The organism is Paenibacillus allorhizoplanae (genome assembly GCF_927798215.1).
Classification (GTDB): Bacteria; Bacillota; Bacilli; order Paenibacillales; family NBRC-103111; genus Paenibacillus_E; species Paenibacillus_E allorhizoplanae.
In genome coordinates this window covers 6,033-23,566 of sequence record NZ_CAKMMW010000017.1, presented here as the reverse complement: position 1 = coordinate 23,566, position 17,534 = coordinate 6,033, and the positions used below count along the sequence as shown (strand labels likewise).

At 46.4% G+C, this 17,534-nt stretch carries 15 protein-coding genes; 13 read left to right on the top strand and 2 right to left on the bottom strand.

Features of this window, described 5'->3' with window-relative positions; genetic code table 11:
- Positions 1-37 precede the first annotated feature (37 nt).
- Complete coding sequence (locus tag L6I86_RS23625) at positions 38-2,152, bottom strand: transglycosylase domain-containing protein (protein WP_236290876.1); 2,115 nt, start codon at positions 2,150-2,152, stop codon at positions 38-40.
- 285 nt (positions 2,153-2,437) lie between these two features.
- Between L6I86_RS23625 and speE the strand changes: the two genes are divergently transcribed.
- The 4 genes from speE to argS all read left to right on the top strand — a co-directional run bounded on the left by speE (position 2,438) and on the right by argS (position 6,471).
- Positions 2,438-3,265, top strand: a complete 828-nt coding sequence (speE, locus tag L6I86_RS23620; protein ID WP_173120834.1) for a polyamine aminopropyltransferase — start codon at positions 2,438-2,440, stop codon at positions 3,263-3,265.
- Positions 3,266-3,676: 411 nt separating this feature from the next.
- A complete protein-coding gene (locus L6I86_RS23615; RefSeq protein WP_236290875.1) occupies positions 3,677-4,180 on the top strand; it encodes a DinB family protein in 504 nt (167 codons plus the stop codon).
- A 201-nt stretch (positions 4,181-4,381) separates the two neighbouring features.
- Positions 4,382-4,792 carry a YwiB family protein gene (locus L6I86_RS23610; RefSeq protein ID WP_056621981.1) on the top strand — a complete coding sequence of 137 codons (411 nt, stop codon included), beginning with the start codon at positions 4,382-4,384 and terminating at the stop codon, positions 4,790-4,792.
- Positions 4,793-4,797: 5 nt separating this feature from the next.
- Positions 4,798-6,471: an arginine--tRNA ligase gene (argS, locus tag L6I86_RS23605; protein ID WP_236290874.1), complete on the top strand. Its 1,674-nt coding sequence runs from the start codon at positions 4,798-4,800 to the stop codon at positions 6,469-6,471.
- Between the two features lie 119 nt (positions 6,472-6,590).
- On the opposite strand, the gene L6I86_RS23600 is transcribed toward argS, so the two are convergent.
- Complete coding sequence (locus L6I86_RS23600) at positions 6,591-7,757, bottom strand: S8 family peptidase (RefSeq protein ID WP_236290873.1); 1,167 nt, start codon at positions 7,755-7,757, stop codon at positions 6,591-6,593.
- A gap of 673 nt (positions 7,758-8,430) precedes the next feature.
- Between L6I86_RS23600 and rpoE the strand changes: the two genes are divergently transcribed.
- The 9 genes from rpoE to L6I86_RS23555 all read left to right on the top strand — a co-directional run bounded on the left by rpoE (position 8,431) and on the right by L6I86_RS23555 (position 17,531).
- Positions 8,431-9,012 (top strand): DNA-directed RNA polymerase subunit delta, encoded by a 582-nt coding sequence (gene rpoE / locus L6I86_RS23595; RefSeq protein WP_236290872.1) that lies wholly within the window; start codon positions 8,431-8,433, stop codon positions 9,010-9,012.
- A 332-nt stretch (positions 9,013-9,344) separates the two neighbouring features.
- Positions 9,345-10,946, top strand: coding sequence for a CTP synthase (locus L6I86_RS23590; protein WP_056621971.1), 1,602 nt, complete (start codon positions 9,345-9,347; stop codon positions 10,944-10,946).
- 163 nt (positions 10,947-11,109) lie between these two features.
- Positions 11,110-11,502, top strand: a complete 393-nt coding sequence (locus L6I86_RS23585; RefSeq protein WP_056621969.1) for a response regulator — start codon at positions 11,110-11,112, stop codon at positions 11,500-11,502.
- Between the two features lie 133 nt (positions 11,503-11,635).
- Positions 11,636-12,490, top strand: coding sequence for a class II fructose-1,6-bisphosphate aldolase (gene fba, locus L6I86_RS23580; protein WP_056621967.1), 855 nt, complete (start codon positions 11,636-11,638; stop codon positions 12,488-12,490).
- A gap of 243 nt (positions 12,491-12,733) precedes the next feature.
- Positions 12,734-13,993 (top strand): UDP-N-acetylglucosamine 1-carboxyvinyltransferase, encoded by a 1,260-nt coding sequence (locus L6I86_RS23575; protein ID WP_236291001.1) that lies wholly within the window; start codon positions 12,734-12,736, stop codon positions 13,991-13,993.
- A gap of 62 nt (positions 13,994-14,055) precedes the next feature.
- On the top strand, positions 14,056-15,354 hold the full coding sequence (gene rho / locus L6I86_RS23570; RefSeq protein ID WP_056621965.1) for a transcription termination factor Rho: 1,299 nt from the start codon (positions 14,056-14,058) through the stop codon (positions 15,352-15,354).
- Positions 15,355-15,427: 73 nt separating this feature from the next.
- Complete coding sequence (locus L6I86_RS23565; protein ID WP_173120850.1) at positions 15,428-16,702, top strand: radical SAM family protein; 1,275 nt, start codon at positions 15,428-15,430, stop codon at positions 16,700-16,702.
- A 129-nt stretch (positions 16,703-16,831) separates the two neighbouring features.
- A complete protein-coding gene (gene rpmE, locus L6I86_RS23560; RefSeq protein WP_056621960.1) occupies positions 16,832-17,029 on the top strand; it encodes a 50S ribosomal protein L31 in 198 nt (65 codons plus the stop codon).
- A gap of 91 nt (positions 17,030-17,120) precedes the next feature.
- Positions 17,121-17,531: a hypothetical protein gene (locus L6I86_RS23555; RefSeq protein ID WP_236290871.1), complete on the top strand. Its 411-nt coding sequence runs from the start codon at positions 17,121-17,123 to the stop codon at positions 17,529-17,531.
- Positions 17,532-17,534 lie beyond the last annotated feature (3 nt).

Here is a 17,534-nt window from a genome sequence, read left to right as displayed (position 1 = left end):
TTAGTACTGCCTTTTTGTGTTTTTATTTAGTGGAAAGTTAGTCGTTCCACCAGCGTTTTAGATCGTTCCACCAAGAGCCGTTATCGCCTTTGGAACCGGCTTTTTGACCGCCTGCCGCATCTGGATTAGCAGGTTTGCCTGTACAATATGTTGTGGGTTCAGTGCCCGTAAGGAAAGCCTCCATTTTGGCATTCGGACAGTCCTCATTAGACAATTTGCCGCTTAGCGGATCAATGTAAACCGTCGTCACACCTTCAGGGATCGGGAACAGCTTTGGAGGAATCGCATCCAAGGTTTGTTCGGTGAAATCCGCGAAGATCGGTGAAGCGAGATGGGATTCCACTGTTGTGATATTGCGGCTCTTGTCATAGCCCACCCAGACTGCAGTGGAAAGCTCCGGCGTGAAGCCGACGAGCCAGGCATCCGTATCCGTTGTACCCGTTTTGCCGGCAATTGGCCGCTTGATCGTACTGGCTACACGGTTCCCCGTTCCGCCCTCTTCGAACACGCTTTCCATGAGATTCGTCATCACATAGGCAACAGCAGGTGGTATTACTTGCTCCTCCTTAGGTGTTGCTTCATATAAGACTCGCCCATTGGCATCCTCGATTCGCAATATCGCGGTCGTTTCATGATGCACACCCTGATTCGCAATAGAGGCGAAGGCCGAAGCCATTTCCAGCGGACTCACGGGGAAGGAACCTAGCGCTAAGGAAGGCAGCGGCTTCATTGGCGAAGCAACCCCGAGCTTACGTGCGAAGTCTATGACCTTCTGTGGACCCACCTCGAGAATCGTGTGCACCGCATAGATATTATCTGACTTAGAAATCGCCTGCCGCATATCAATATTCCCATTAGTATACTGGTCATTGAAATTTCTTGGCGTATATTGCTGGCGCCCTTCATCATAGGTGAATACAGTCGGTTCACTCTTGACCATGGAGACTGGGGTGAAGCCATTCATGAGTGCGACCATATACACGAATGGTTTAAAAGAAGACCCTGGCTGTCGCGTATTCGACAGCACGCGGTTGAACTGATTTTCCGCGTAGTCGCGTCCGCCAACCATGGCTTTGATTTCACCCGTGCGCGGGTCTACAGCGACCAAGGCGGCTTGCAACTCGGGCTTGCCTTCAAGCTGCTTCGTGATGACATTCTCCGCAATTTGCTGTGCATTTTTATCCAGCGTGGTATAGATGCGAATGCCGCCTTCATCGAATTGTTCTTCGGAGATGCCGAGCTTTTCCGTCGCTAGGTTACGTACATAATCCCTGAAATAAGGGGCAGCGGAAGGCTTCTTTTTCGTTAACGGCAGAATCGTTAGCTTTTCCTTGCCTGCAGCGTCAGCAGCGCTTTGCGTAATAAAGCCGCTGTTCACCATCGTCTGGAGAACGACCTTTTGCCGATCCATCGCATTTTGCAAATCATAATAAGGGGAATAGTAACGCGGTCCTTTCGGCACCCCAGCGATCATTGCGCTCTCTGCTAAGGTTAACTCACTGGCATGCTTGCCGAAGAAAAGCTCAGACGCAGTCTCAATGCCGTAGGTTGAATGCCCATAATAGATTTGATTCAAATAATCAGCAAGGATATCATCTTTACTGAGCTGCATTTCCATTTGAATGGCGTACACGGTTTCTTTGATTTTACGGGTCCACGTACGATCATGAGTTAAGTATAAATTACGAGCTAACTGCTGCGTGATCGTGCCGGCTCCTTGCACCTTGGCCATCGCTTGAACATTCACAATGGCTGCGCGTGCTACCGCTTTAATATCCACGCCGAAATGATCGTAGAAATGTTGATCCTCCACGGCGAGCGTTGCATGTATTAAGTAAGGTGAGATGTCATTTAATGAAACCACTTGCCGATTTTCCCCTGAATAAAAGGTATCAATTACCTCGCCGTGTACATCATACATCTGGGAGGTTTGCATCGTTTTGGTGACGGGAAGTGTTTGGGAGCGCAAATAAACTAGAAAGGCAGCGGCCCCGATGAGCATCAATAGGCTGCAGGTAAAGAAGAACGAAAAGGTCTTCTTGATTCGTCTCATCCACCGCATGGAAGCAGGAATCTCATCTTTCCGTCTGGCCGATTGTGTTTCTGGTGTTTGTTGGCGTGGCTTCTCATTCGTATTCTCATTGTCGGACATGCTTCGCTTGCCTCCTTTCTCCTTGCCCAAAGGCGCTACTACCCAGTATGGAAAAGCATGGCAGTCCGTATTCAACGAATTGTAAATATTTTTTGTTAATTGGCCAAAAGATTGAGGAAAATATTGCATTTTGGGGGTAATGAACTATAATACAATTTGTGCGTGTGAGAGGACTGGGAAATACAACTCAAACTCGTATGACTTTTCCAACTGGTGGAACACTGTTAGTGATAACGAATGTCTGGAATTATTCATCCAAATAGAGAAGCGAAAGAAGGGTTACATATGGAATTATGGTACACAGAGAAACAAACCGATAGCTTCGGTATTACAGCGAAAGTCACGGAGACTTACGTCAGAGAGCAAACGGATTTCCAAGATCTTTCCATGATTGAAACCGAAGAGTGGGGCACAATGCTTACACTAGACGGCATGGTTATGACAACAGTGAGAGACGAATTCGTTTATCACGAAATGGTTGCTCACCCAGCGCTCGTTACTCACCCGAACCCAGAGTACGTACTCGTAGTAGGCGGCGGCGATGGCGGCGTTATTCGTGAAATCATGAAGCACCCGAAAGTGAAGAAAGCCGTTCTTGTTGATATCGATGGCAAAGTTATCGAGTACTCCAAGAAATACCTGCCAACGATCGCTGGCGAATTGGACAACCCGCGCGTTGAAGTTATCGTTAACGATGGTTACATGCACATCCACGATCACAAAAACACCTACGATGTCATCATGGTTGATTCCACAGAGCCTGTAGGCCCAGCTGTTGAGCTGTTCTCCAAAGGCTTCTACCAAGGCATCTTCGATGCGTTAAAAGAAGACGGAATCTTCGTGGCTCAAACCGATAACCCATGGTTCAAAGCAGATTTGATCCAAACCGTAAATCGCGATGTGAAAGAAATTTTCCCGATCGTTCGTGTGTACAGTGCGAATATCCCTACATACCCAAGCGGTTTGTGGACATTCACAATGGGTAGCAAAAAGCACGATCCGCTTCAAGTAGAAGAATCAGCAATCCCTGAATTCCCGACGAAATACTACACACCACGCTTGCATAAAGCGGCGTTCGTGTTGCCTAGATTCGTTGAAGATTTGATTAAATAAGCTGCGGTATCGCGGATAAATAGGTTTTGAACAGAAGAGGGAGCCAATTTGTTGGCTTCCTTTTTGGCGTGTTGGTTAAGGGCCCGACCACCCAGCGAAAACCTCAACCTCAACATGCTTCTGCTCTTGAGCCAAATAACGTAGAGAAGTTCCCCTTCATCCCTCTGCGCTCCTCCAACTCAACTCAACTTAACTTAACTTAACTTAACTTAACTTAACTTAACTCTCTTTCGTTCCTTAAAGTAACAATTCTCCCCTAAAGAAATTTCAATCACTGCCATACAGCTGTCAGTAGCACCTAGCTATACTGTAAACATAAGGACAGGACATGAATCGCACGAGCGCTAGAACGAGCACTAGCACCAAGTACAAGCGAGCCTGTACCACCACTACCCCTAGGAGGTTTTATATATGTTTACAACAATCGAAAGCTTCATCCAAGAATACCAAATGGAATCGGCTACAACGCAGCAGCTGCTGGATACATTAACAGATGAATCCCTAAACCAAATTCAAGCTGAAGGTTACCGTCCACTTGGATATATTGCGTGGCATCTGGTTCACGCGGAGCGCGGTATGCTGTACGGAACAGGGCTGAAGTTCGAATCGCCGCCAGCTATGAGTGCACCTCCTGCAGAGGCAGCAGTCATTGCAGAAGCGTATCGGACAACGACGCAGAACATACTTAACGCGGTCCGCACGCAATGGACAGACGAAAATCTGCAGGATGTTGTTACGATGTTCGGGATGCCTTGGACGATCGGCACAACACTATACAGCTTCTTGAAGCATGAAATTCACCATCGTGGTCAGTTGACGATTCTGATGCGTCAGGCAGGACTTTCAGTTATCGGCGCCTATGGACCTGCCAAAGAGCAGTGGGCAGCTATCGGTAGACCAGTTCCAACGTTATAATACATGAGCCTCCAAGTCCGTTTCCTAACGGATCAGGAGGCTTTTTTCATCTTCTCACAATCACGAGCTCGTCTTCTAGCCGTTCAATCCCCCTCATGCATTGAATTTACTTATCCTTTCATATAAACTATTAGCTAACATGCCTACGTTGTGACACGAGTTGCCATTCGTAGCAACAGAAGAAGAGGGGATTATCGAATCATGACGGACAAGCAGCGGGTGCGGATTCGAATCGAGAGTCGAAGCGGGAGTGAGACCACGGTGCAGAAGGCGCGCGGGGATCTTTATCGCAAAGGCGATCATACCTATATCCGCTATGAAGAAGAGCCGAACGAGCTTGGACGGACCGTGACGATCATTAAGCTCGAAGACAATCAGATCCGTATTATTCGCCAAGGGGATGTACAGGCGGAGCAAACCTTCGTTCCTGGAGAGAAGCGGACAGGCTTTTATCACACACCACAGCTCCGAATGGAACTGGAAATTGAGACGCACAAGCTGACTTCGGAGGCCATCCATGGGATCGGTATTACGAGGTGGAGCTATGATTTATATGCATCAGGCACACATACAGGAGCCTATCGAATCAAGTTGTTAATTCAGGAGGAGTAAGACAAATGGATGTTCTTAACGAAGTGAAAGCGAAAGTGAAGCAAGCAATTAAAGAGGCCGTTCTAGCGGCGGGTATCGTCTCCGAAGAGCAGTTGCCAGAAATCATTCTGGAAGTGCCGAAAGAGAAGACACATGGCGATTTCGCGACGAATGTAGCGATGCAACTGACGCGTATTGCGAAGGTAAACCCAAGACAGATCGCGGAGAAGATCATTGCGAACTTGAACAAAGACGCAGCTAATATCTCCGAAGCGGAAATCGCGGGTCCAGGCTTTATTAATTTTAAAATGGATAATGTCTACCTCTACCCGGTGATTGCTGATGTTGCAAAGCTCGGTAATCGCTATGGGGAATCGAACGTGGGTCAAGGGCTTAAAGTACAAGTGGAGTTCGTTAGTGCGAACCCAACGGGCTCCTTGCATCTTGGACATGCCCGTGGCGCAGCCGTAGGCGACGTGCTATGTAACGTACTGGATCTTGCTGGCTACAACGTATCTCGTGAATACTACATCAATGATGCGGGTAATCAAGTCGTCAATTTGGCAAAATCCATTGAAGCACGTTATCTACAAGCGCTTGGTCAAGAAGCGGAAATGCCAGAGGATGGCTATTTTGGTGAAGATATCAAAGGCTTTGCAACGGAACTTGCAGCTACAGAAGGCGACCGACTACTGAGCTTGTCGGATGAAGAGCGTCGTGCTTATTTCCGTACGTACGGACTTGAGAAAGAGCTTGATAAAATCAAACGCGACTTAGGCCGCTTTGGTGTTCATTTTGACCATTGGTTCTCCGAGACGTCCATCTATGAAGACAACCTTATCCCGCCTGTGCTTCAAGAATTACGGGATAATGGACATATCTATGAAGAAGAGGGCGCGACGTGGTTGAATACGACGCCGCTTGGGGATGACAAGAACCGTGTTCTGATTAAGAACGACGGATCCTTCACCTACCTTACGCCAGATATCGCTTATCACCGTAATAAATTCGGACGCGGCTACGACCGCTTAATTAATATTTGGGGCGCTGATCACCATGGCTACATTCCGCGGATGAAGGCGGCTATGACAGCTCTTGGTTTTGAAGCAGACCGTCTTGTCGTGCTGATCGCCCAAATGGTGAGCCTATTCCAGAATGGCGAAAAGGTCAAAATGTCCAAACGTACCGGTAAAGCCGTTACGATGGAAGACTTGATGGACGAAGTCGGCGTGGACCCGATTCGTTATTTCTTCGCTATGCGGAGTATGGACTCGCATTTGGATTTTGACATGGACTTGGCCGTTTCCCAGTCCAATGAAAACCCCGTGTTCTATGTGCAATATGCCCACGCACGGATTTGCAGCATCTTCCGCCAAGCGGAAGAGCAGAATATCGCGGTGCTCCCGCTGGAACAGGTGGACCTGTCCCAGCTTGCATCGGAAGCCGAGTTCGACTTGCTGCGCAAGATCGGCGAGCTTCCGGAAGAGATCGCCATTGCGGCTGAGCAGTACGCGCCGCACCGCTTGATCCGCTATGTGTACGAACTGGCAAGCCAGTTCCATAGCTACTATAGAGGCCACTACGTCATCACAGATGACGCAGCCTTGACCCAAGCACGCCTCGCCCTGCTCGGCGCGCTGCGCACCACCCTAGCCAACACGCTTCGCATGGTTGGCGTATCGGCCCCTGAGCGGATGTAACACCCGCTCAGCCAGAAGAAGCTCCCCTTGACCGTTGGTCACTAGGGGAGCTTCTTCTTTTTCTAAGCGCAGGAGGTACGCTCTGCGCTTGAACTGGCTGGGCGCTGCGGCAGCGCCAGCTATTCTTGCCCTGCCGCGCGGATCGCCCGCTGGGCATTCAATTGCCCGGGCTGCCACCGGGCGTTCGGGCGCTTGCTCAGCGGGAACGCGCAGCGGCGCAGCGCGTTTTTGATCTGCTGCGGCGACATGGCGCGCATGGCAAGCATTAAGGCGATAACGCCGCTTACATGCGCCGTCGCCATCGACGTGCCGCTGAGCTCGTTATATTTGCCGCCGATCCAAGCCGAATACACGCGCTCACCAGGCGCATAGATGTCGATTTGTGCTCCGCGATTGCTGAAGGGGGCAATCCGCCCTGTTCGTGTTGTGGCGCCTACGGAGACAACGTGGGGAAACCGAGCAGGGTAATCAATAGTTTTCTTCCGGCCATCATTACCAGAGGAGGCTACAATAACCTTCCCTCGGTAGTAAGCGTTCAAAACCGCTTGCTCCAGAGCAGGATTGTACGTCTTCATACCAAAACTCATATTAATAATATCAAGGTCGTTTTGGACGCACCAATCTATACCGGCGATAATATCAGATACATAGGCGCTTCCATTTTGATCAAAAGCTTTAACGGGATGAATAATCGCTCGGGGAGCTACACCAATAATACCGGAATTACGGCCTGTTGCCGCGATGGTGCCCGCGATGTGTGTGCCATGTCCGTTATCATCATGGGGCATGAGCCTGCGATTTAATAAGTTGATGCCATGGGAGATCGAGTTTTGCAAATCAGGGTGCTTATAGTCGATACCAGTATCGATGACGCCGATGTGAATATTTTTTCCGACAGATTTACTCCAGATCTCAGGAGCACCGATTTGATCAACTCCCCAAGGAATGGTGCGTGTACGTGAGTTGGATAGAATAGTAGCTCGTTTCGGTACAGTCTTTCTACCTTTAAGTTTATTTATAATTAATTTCGTATCCGCTTCGATACGTGTGGTGCTTGAAAAGCTTCTGAGTTTTGTATCCGGACACAATGTACAAGAAAAGGCGTAGATAATGTCTAGAGGCAGAACCAGGGATAGTCTGGGGTGTTCAGACGTCAAGCGTAGGAGCTCTGATTTGCAGGCAAAGTAATCTGTCTTTGAGGTGAAATGGATAAGGTGCTTTCTAGCTGGTTGTTTAGTAAGACCTAGATCTTCATGAAGCAGATGAAGAAAGGTGGCTGTATCCATCGTGCCATCCCCCCGTTACAGCATATAATCATTATCTCCCCTATCTTATGTACAGGTCATCGTACTTGACCGTGTCATCGCCTTTATAGAGGTTGTCAAAAAGTCCAATTTTGATCACGAAGTAGTCCAAGATGCGTATTCGACATCGAATATTGGATTCAGCCGGGAATTCCGGTGCTCACGTAGCATCCACTCCGCTCAGCTCCACATTTCCTAGCCTCTTTCAATCTTCTAGGTGCTGAAAACCAGACTTTTTAACACGTACTTATAGAAATAAATGGGTGCAGGGCCGTGTCAGATGCGTAGGTTCAACATAGGATACATAGAGAGGCGCGGGCAGGAGTGTCTCTTTCTCAGGTAGTGGAAACGACTGCTGTTCATCAGCAAGCGGTTCCTTTGGGTACAGTCGCAGGCGGAGGGGGACCTTCGCCTGTATTCCTTTTTATGGGGTGTTTTTAGATACTAGGCAGCCGTTTATTGTGAAATATAGAATTTAGATGTTTTACATACGAATTCAGCTATATTTTTGGATAAACGCATCCATCCAAGCCGGCCGGAATAGACGTTTATTTTAGGGTAGTTGCAATTTTAGAAAAAATAGGTTTTACTTAATGAAGATATTGGTTATGGTAGATAACGTAGTCAAGAAATGATCGAAAAGGATGTGCCTTAGATGAGCAGCGAATACACACTCAAAATCACCACAGAGCAAGCACGCGAAATGCCCATGGTGGATTTGGCGTTCGAATTGCTGAAGTCGGCGAATACGCCGTTTTACTACCGAGAACTTATGGCTGAAATTGCTAAAATAAAAGGGCTTTCTGAAGATAATGTCATGAATGTAATTGCCCAACTATATACGGAAATCAACATCGATGGTCGTTTTGCTTGTGTAGGTACGAACCTATGGGGCTTGAAGCGTTGGTATCCAGTTGAGAAGTCCGACGATGCGGTTGGGAACGCGAAGCGTCCTAGAATTATCAACGATGAAGATGATGATCTGGATGAAGACGTCTATGCGGAAGAAGAAGATACATACGCAGAAGAAGACGAATATGATGCATTTGGTACCGAAACCGAAGAGGAAGAAGAAGCGGAAGAGGATACTGAATTCTTCGAAGATGAAGAAATCGAAGAGGATCTCGGCGAAGCGGGTATTGAAGAGAGCGATGATACTGAGGATGACGTAGATGATTTGGATTCCGATGAGGATGAAGAAGATTTGGATGAAGAAGACGAAGACGACGACAAATAACTTGTCTTGACAGTCCCTATACGTTCAGAGTAAACTATTGCATGGGCTTTAAAAGAATCTTATCAATTCGCGCATGCGTTCAAAAAGTGCCCCGTCACTACGGGTGTCACTTTTTTTGTTTTTTTGCGCTTTTTTTTTTGTGATTTGTTCATGAAAACACTTATTTAGCAGAAGCTAATGCTATTACACCTATGTTCTGGCGACACCCAAGAGCTTGTGCTGATGAAGCCAGTTTTCTAGCACCTTTTTACACTTATCTTCATGTTATAACGATGCCAGTAGCCTGGCGAAAATCTAAAGCGGATGCTTACAACTATAAGGAGGCGTACATAGTGACAAAATACATTTTCGTTACGGGAGGCGTAGTTTCATCCCTTGGCAAAGGAATTACCGCAGCTTCCTTAGGAAGACTGCTCAAGAACAGAGGTTTGAAAGTTACGATCCAGAAGTTCGATCCTTACATCAACGTAGACCCAGGAACCATGAGTCCTTACCAGCATGGGGAAGTTTTCGTAACCGATGATGGTGCAGAAACGGATTTGGATTTGGGTCATTATGAGCGTTTTATCGACATTAACTTGTCCAAAAGCTCGAACGTGACATCAGGAAAAGTGTATTCCTCTGTTATTACCAAAGAGCGCAGAGGCGAATACCTAGGCGGAACTGTACAGGTTATCCCTCACATTACGAATGAAATTAAAGAACGTGTTATTCGCGCAGGTCGTGAAGCTGGGTCCGATGTGGTTATCACTGAAATTGGTGGTACTGTCGGGGATATCGAGAGCTTGCCATTCCTAGAAGCGATTCGTCAAATGAAAAATGATATCGGCCGCGAGAATGTCATGTACATTCACGTTACGTTGATTCCTTATATCAAAGCTGCTGGTGAAGTCAAAACAAAACCAACGCAACATAGCGTTAAAGAACTGCGCGGCCTTGGTATCCAACCGCATGTGATTGTTTGTCGTACGGAACATTCTTTGACAGAAGATATGAAGCGTAAGCTCGCTTTGTTCTGTGATATCGATCCAGCTGCTGTTATTGAATGTAAAGATGCGGAGACGTTGTATGAAGTACCGATGATGCTTCGTGAGCAAGGTCTTGATGATTATGTCGTGAATCACTTGAAGCTTTCAACGAATCAACCCGATATGACAGAATGGGAAAGTCTTGTTCGCAAGGTGAAATCCTTGACGAAGAAGACCGAGATCGCCATCGTAGGGAAGTACGTAGCGCTTCATGATGCTTATCTTAGTATTGTTGAAGCACTTGGACACGCAGGTATCGACAATGACTCTGAGATTGATATCCGTTGGGTCAATGCAGAAGATATCTACGATCATAATGTGCATTCACTGCTTTCTGGTGTGCAAGGTATCCTTGTACCAGGTGGATTTGGTGATCGCGGGATTGAAGGGAAAGTAGCTGCAATTCGTTATGCGCGTGAGAAAGAAATTCCGTTCTTTGGTATTTGTTTGGGGATGCAGGTCGCTGTTATCGAATACGCACGTTCTGTTTGTGGATTGGACGGTGCGAATAGTTCCGAGATTAATCCAACAACAGCATATCCAGTAATTGATCTATTGCCAGAGCAGAAGGATATTGAGAATCTAGGCGGAACGATGCGTTTAGGTCTATACCCTTGTAAATTAACGCCTGGTTCACTTGCTGCGACTACGTATAATGATGAGTTAGTTTACGAAAGACATCGTCACCGGTACGAATTTAATAATGAATACCGCGAATTGGTTGAATCTGCTGGTCTGCGTATTTCTGGTACATCACCAGATGGGCGTCTGGTTGAAATGGTTGAGCTTCCTGGCCACCCTTGGTTCTTGGCTGTACAATTCCACCCGGAATTTACGTCCCGTCCGAACCGTCCACAGCCACTTTTCCGTGAATTCGTGAAAGCTGCACAATTAATCGCTCGTTAAAATTTCTCGTTGTGGATGCAGGAATCTCTCTCCTGATAATCAACTTTTATGTAAAACTTTTCAAAATAAATGCTCTCCTCGGAAGGAATACGAAAATGAATAGCGAATATCTTGACTTATAGGTTTGGAACTTGTTATTCGTTTTCGGGAGGGGACTTGGCTGATGAAGAAAAAAGTGTTGGTAGTGGATGATCAAAATGGAATTCGTGTACTCCTCATGGAAGTGTTCAGTAACGAAGGGTACGATACCTATCAAGCCTCCAATGGCAAGTTGGCCTTGGAAATCGTGAGAAATGTTTCGCCTGATCTCATACTACTGGACATGAAGATTCCTGGTATGGACGGACTTGATATTTTGAAGCATGTGAAAGAAATTGATGTTTCAATCAAAGTCATCATGATGACGGCTTATGGTGAGCTAGATATGATCAAAGAAGCGACCGATTTAGGTGCGATCATGCATTTTACGAAGCCATTTGATATTGATGAGCTGCGCTTGGCTGTGAATATGCAATTAAATAATGAATCCAGCAGTGGTTTCGCAGTAGGATCCTAGTCATAGGGTCTTTTTTTGTTTTGGAAAAATGAAGGCTTGGTTATCATTTGAAAAGTTATGTGCTATAATAACTCAGGTATGAACAGAGAGCGGTATGCGCATCTACTAAAGAGGTTCTAGGAGGAAGAGAAACATGGCATTGGTTTCAATGAATGAATTTTTACCTAAGGCAAAAGCAGGGAAATACGCGGTTGGTCAATTTAACATGAACAATCTTGAGTTTGCTCAAGCGATTGTGGAAGCAGCAATCGAACTGAACTCCCCGTTCATTTATGGTGTTAGCGAAGGCGCACTGAAATATATGGGCATTGAGTTTACAGTAGCTATTGCAGAAGCAGCAGCTAAGAAATCCGGTCTTCCGATCGCATTGCACTTAGACCATGGTAGTTCGTTTGAAGTAGCAATGAAATGTATCCGTGCAGGATTCAGCTCCGTTATGTTCGATGGTTCCCACTATTCTTTCGAAGAAAACATTCGTTTGACAAAAGAAGTTGTTAAAGCTGCTCGTGCTATGGGCGTATCCGTTGAGGGTGAGCTTGGAACAATCGGTGGCGTTGAGGATGACATTTCCGTTGATGAAGAGCACGCTAACCTTGCAAAACCAGAAGAAGCGATTCGTTTCTACGAAGAAACAGGCGTGGATTGTTTGGCAATCGCAGTAGGTACTGCACATGGTATGTACGCAGGCGAGCCTAACATTCACTTTGATATTATTGAAGCAGTTTCCAAAGCGATCCCAGTTCCAGTTGTATTGCACGGCGGATCCGGCGTTCCAGACGAAATGATCCGTAAATCAATTGCAGCAGGCGTTGGCAAAATCAACGTGAATACAGAGAACCAAGTGGCATGCACAGAAAGCATCCGCGCAGCTCTGAATAAAGATGCTAAAATTTATGATCCTCGTAAATATCTAACCCCAGCTCGTAGCGCTATGATCGAAGTAGTAAAATCCAAAATTCAATTGTTCGGAAGCAGCAACCAAGCTTAATTCCAAATTGTATAGACAGGATAGGAAATGCAGTAATACACAGATGGATGGTCGACAATCGTTGCCGTCTGTCTGTGTCATTGCGGGCGTTTCCTTCTTCTATTTGTTGTATTTTACCTCGCATTCATCATTTACTTCCTTATTTTGTGGATTTTCGTCGAATAGTTGTGTGATTTAGTCGGATTTGTTGGTTGACGTTATTGTCGTTAGTGAGAAGGCACCTGGTTTAGGGGGAGAAGTATGTTGGAGAAATTAATGGTGGTCGGTGGACGCCCACTACGGGGAACTGTTCAAATTAGTGGAGCAAAAAATAGTGCCATTGCACTTATTCCTGCCGCAGTACTTGCAGAAACATCAGTAACGTTGGATAACCTTCCGCATCTTAGCGATGTGGCTATATATACAGAAATTTTAACAGATTTAGGCGCAACTATTGATTGGAATGAAGATCGGATGACGATTGATCCTAGTCAAATGAAGCCTCTTGCGATGCCAAATGGCAAAGTAAAGAAGCTGCGCGCTTCGTATTATTTGATGGGTGCACTTTTAGGTAGATTCGGTGAAGCGACGATCGGTCTTCCGGGCGGTTGTAATTTTGAACCGCGTCCGATTGATTTGCATATCAAAGGCTTTGAAGCGTTAGGTGCTGTAGTGAGCAACGAAAACGGAGCACTTCATATTCGTGCAAAGGAACTGCGCGGCGCTAAGATTTATTTGGATATGGCGAGTGTGGGAGCTACGATCAATATTATGCTGGCAGCTTCACGTGCCAAAGGGTTAACTACGATTGAAAATGCGGCGAAAGAGCCTGAAATTATAGATGTAGCAACACTTTTGAACTCCATGGGTGCGAAAATTAAAGGTGCGGGTACGGATACAATTCGGATCGAAGGGGTGTCTGAGCTTCACGGCTGCCGTCATTCCATTATCCCAGACCGTATTCAAGCGGGAACGTATATGATTGCTGCAGCGGCGACGCGCGGCGATGTTACCGTAGATAATGTAATACCGAAGCATTTAGAAGCTTTGACAGCGAAGCTGCAAGAAATGGGTGTTCATGTTTATGAGATGGATGAATCCATTCGCATCGTAGGTCAGCCTATCTACGAAAGCGTAGATGTGAAAGCATTAATTTACCCTGGGTTTGCAACGGATTTGCAATCACCAATGTCTAGCCTGCTGTGCCAAGCAAAAGGTGTTAGTGTATTAACAGATCATGTTTATAGCAATCGATTTAAGCATATTCCAGAGCTTGTGCGCATGGGTGCTAAGATAAGAGTTGAGGGACGTTCGGCCATTATTGAAGGCTCGCAACTGAGCTCAGCCAAAGTAAGAGCGACAGATTTGCGCGCTGGAGCAGCTTTGGTAATTGCTGGCCTCAGTGTTATGACAGGCGGTATTACGGAAGTGTCGGGTGTAGAGTTCATTGATCGTGGATACGAGAATTTAGTATTCAATCTATCTTCCCTAGGAGCCGAAGTTTGGCGTGAGAACGAGGAATAAAGTACCAGACAACAGGCAATGCTAGAATCCAATTGAAAATTTAATAGTTTGGTGGTTGAAACATGAGCATGCAGCTTGCTGAGCTTGAAGTACTCAAGCTTACTGAATTATATAAACTAGCCAAGAAACATCAGATTCCCTATTACGGTACGTTGAAGAAAAGAGAACTCATTTTTGCCATTTTACGTGCACAAGCAGCAGAGAGTGGATTCTTGTTCATGCAAGGTGTTCTGGAAATTTTGCAGGAAGGATTTGGATTCTTGCGTCCAATTAATTACCTTCCTAGCTCAGAGGATATCTATATTTCAGCCTCTCAAATTCGCAAATTTGATTTGCGCTCAGGTGATATTGTATCTGGGAAATGTCGACCGCCTAAGGAAAATGAGCGTTACTACGGACTTCTCCAAGTCGAAGCAGTTAATGGCGAGAAGCCTGAAACGGCTGCAGAACGCTTGCATTTCCCCGCATTAACACCGTTATATCCGGATACTCGGATTACTCTTGAAACCGAGCCTACCAAGATTTCAATGCGGATTATGGATTTGCTTGCCCCTGTCGGATTAGGTCAGCGTGGACTTGTTGTGGCACCTCCTAAAGCGGGTAAAACATTGTTGCTCAAAGAAATCGCAAACAGTATTTCTACGAATTATCCCGAGATTGAGCTATTTGTTCTGTTGATTGACGAGCGTCCTGAGGAAGTTACGGATATGCAGCGTTCGGTCAAAGGTGAAGTCGTGGCGTCAACTTTCGATGAGCTTCCGGAGAATCATATTAAAGTCGCCGAGCTTGTCCTAGAACGGGCTATGCGTTTAGTTGAACATAAGAAAGATGTCGTTATCCTACTCGATAGTATTACGCGCTTAGCAAGAGCGTATAACCTCGTAGTACCGCCTTCAGGCCGGACGTTGTCCGGTGGTGTTGATCCCGCTGCTTTCCACCGTCCTAAGCGTTTTTTTGGAGCTGCTCGTAACATTGAAGAAGGCGGCAGCTTAACTATTCTTGCTACAGCACTTGTCGAAACAGGTTCACGTATGGATGACGTCATTTATGAAGAATTTAAAGGGACAGGCAATCTGGAACTTCATCTTGATCGCAAAATGGCGGAGCGCCGTATCTTCCCTGCTATTGACATTCGTCGTTCAGGGACTCGCCGCGAGGAAGCATTGCTCAGCAAAGATGAGCTCGAGAAAGTATGGGCACTTCGTAAAGGCATGAATGATTCACATGAATATACCGAAGCCTTTATTAAGAAGCTTGCGGATACGAAGACGAATCAAGAGTTTTTGGACTCACTGGCCTCGCCGGGGGCGGGAGCGTCATCCCAGCAGCATAAAGGCAAAGTCAAAAACTCAGCATCCTAAGCTTTAGTTAAACGACACTTAGTAAGAAAGTTTGCGTGGTCGTTTACTTTAACGTACAAAGAGGAGTACCGTTATGAACTTGGTTTATTCAGATTCACAAGGAAATGTATTCGATCATCCTGATTATTTCGCGCTTGGGCGAAATGCAGAAATGATCACCGAAATATTAGATGAAGAACTGATCCCTCTGCCTGAGGGTTCAACACTCGTGAGTCTACCCTTCACGCGTCCTGTTGGCATTGATGCGGCAACAGGTGAAATGAAGCTGGTAGAGGGTGATTATCACGCGGTGGGAGCGTTGCTTCCACAAGGCTTCACACGACTGCTTCTCCCAGGGTATGTGAAATCCGATAAGACGAAGGCGTTGCCTTTGTTCGGTTATACCGCTGTCGTGTGGAAAGAAGACGGCTTCTACGTAGCCGCGCGTCTGACCGACAACCCGTACTTCTGGAATCCGATTCATTGCGATCCGGATGAGCTTGAGGTTGAAGTCAAACGGCTAGTCGCCAAGTACCCGGAGAATCGCTTGTATGCCCATTTGTCGAATTGTGCACTAGGCTACGAGTGCTTGACCGCTTCGAACACGTTCCTACAACGCTGGGAAGGGGCTGTCCCTGTTTCCTACTCCTGTAATGCAGGATGCTTCGGATGTATCTCGGAGCAGCCAGACGAGAGCGGTTTTGTTGCTCCGCAGACGCGGATGAACTTTAAGCCGAAGGTCGAAGAAATTACGGAGATCATGTTGGAACATCTGCGTACACCGGAGAGCATTATTTCCTTCGGGCAAGGCTGTGAAGGGGAACCAAGCACGCAGGCCGTCATTATTATTGATGCCATTAAGCGGGTGCGTGAGCAAACGAAGATGGGCTACATCAATATCAATACGAATGCGGGCCTTACAGACCATATTCGCGGCATTGTCGATGCAGGTCTTGATCTGATGCGTGTAAGTACGATCAGCGCTCTTGATGATCACTACAACGCCTATTACAAGCCAAGAGCCTATACGCTTAAGAATGTCGAAAAGTCCCTTCGCTATGCAACCGATAAAGGGGTTATCACATCGATCAACTATCTCGTATTCCCTGGTGTTACCGATCGGGAAGAAGAGATTGAAGCGATGATCGAATTTGTTCGCAGAACGGGATTGAAATTGATTCAATTGCGCAACCTGAATATTGACCCTGAGAGCTATCTAAGCATTATCCCTAAGGCTCAGGGAGAGCTACTAGGTATGAAGCAAATGATCGAGATTTTTGAGCAAGAATTGCCGGATGTTGTCATTGGTTCTTACTCCCATACACCGAAGTTTTACACGAGTGATCGTACGCTCACAACGGTGTTATAAACCATCTCGGTGGAAGTATTACCCGATCGATTTTCCATTGCATCTGGACTTGCGAATATGCTACAATGCAATAGTACGTCCATTAACTCTGTTTCAGCAAATGATTCAGGGCGGAAAGAGGTGAACCAAATGAAAGCAGGAATTCATCCTACTTATCATGCAACCACAGTGACTTGCGCTTGTGGTAACGTGTTCGAAACGGGTTCAATCAAGCCAAATCTTCGTGTTGAGATTTGCTCCAATTGCCATCCTTTCTACACAGGTAAACAAAAGTTTATCGATGTAGGCGGCCGTGTCGACAAGTTCAAAAAGAAATACGGAATCTAATTGGCATCATTTGCTTGATTGCCAATCAGCATAAGACAACCTCCCTTGGTCATCCTAAGCTTAGGCTTAGAGTCCAATGGGAGGTGTTTTTATGTTCAAGGGTCTAGTTAAGCTTACAGGAGCTGCTATCCTTATAGCGAGTTTAGTGGGTTGTGGCATGTGGACGGGGAACAATAAGAAAACGAATGATGACTCTACGTATAAAGTTCAGAATTATAAGCAAGACGGTATGTTGGGTATCACAAGTGTTAACCCGAACGATCCGATGAATCCGACCTACCATCATTATGATGATGATGCCAATCTCATGAAAGCAGTGCTTGCTCAACTGCCAGGCATCGAGAAGACCAATATTGCGATCAATGGACCTTCTGCCAATGTGAGAATTAAACCACAAGCAGCTTTGACGGCAGCCCAAGTTGAAGAACTGCGCTCGCAGGCTCAAATGGCATTAGAGACGAATATGCCGCGATATAAAATACAAGTAAGAATGGATCGTTAAGCA

Coding starts and splice junctions, on each gene's coding strand:
- L6I86_RS23555 (WP_236290871.1), top strand. CDS start 17,121: ATGTTCAAGGGTCTAGTTAAGCTTACAGGAGCTGCTATCCTTATAGCG.
- L6I86_RS23610 (WP_056621981.1), top strand. CDS start 4,382: ATGACGGACAAGCAGCGGGTGCGGATTCGAATCGAGAGTCGAAGCGGG.
- rpmE (WP_056621960.1), top strand. CDS start 16,832: ATGAAAGCAGGAATTCATCCTACTTATCATGCAACCACAGTGACTTGC.
- L6I86_RS23625 (WP_236290876.1), bottom strand. CDS start 2,152: ATGTCCGACAATGAGAATACGAATGAGAAGCCACGCCAACAAACACCA.
- rho (WP_056621965.1), top strand. CDS start 14,056: ATGAGCATGCAGCTTGCTGAGCTTGAAGTACTCAAGCTTACTGAATTA.
- fba (WP_056621967.1), top strand. CDS start 11,636: ATGGCATTGGTTTCAATGAATGAATTTTTACCTAAGGCAAAAGCAGGG.
- argS (WP_236290874.1), top strand. CDS start 4,798: ATGGATGTTCTTAACGAAGTGAAAGCGAAAGTGAAGCAAGCAATTAAA.
- rpoE (WP_236290872.1), top strand. CDS start 8,431: ATGAGCAGCGAATACACACTCAAAATCACCACAGAGCAAGCACGCGAA.
- L6I86_RS23565 (WP_173120850.1), top strand. CDS start 15,428: ATGAACTTGGTTTATTCAGATTCACAAGGAAATGTATTCGATCATCCT.
- L6I86_RS23585 (WP_056621969.1), top strand. CDS start 11,110: ATGAAGAAAAAAGTGTTGGTAGTGGATGATCAAAATGGAATTCGTGTA.
- speE (WP_173120834.1), top strand. CDS start 2,438: ATGGAATTATGGTACACAGAGAAACAAACCGATAGCTTCGGTATTACA.
- L6I86_RS23615 (WP_236290875.1), top strand. CDS start 3,677: ATGTTTACAACAATCGAAAGCTTCATCCAAGAATACCAAATGGAATCG.
- L6I86_RS23600 (WP_236290873.1), bottom strand. CDS start 7,757: ATGGATACAGCCACCTTTCTTCATCTGCTTCATGAAGATCTAGGTCTT.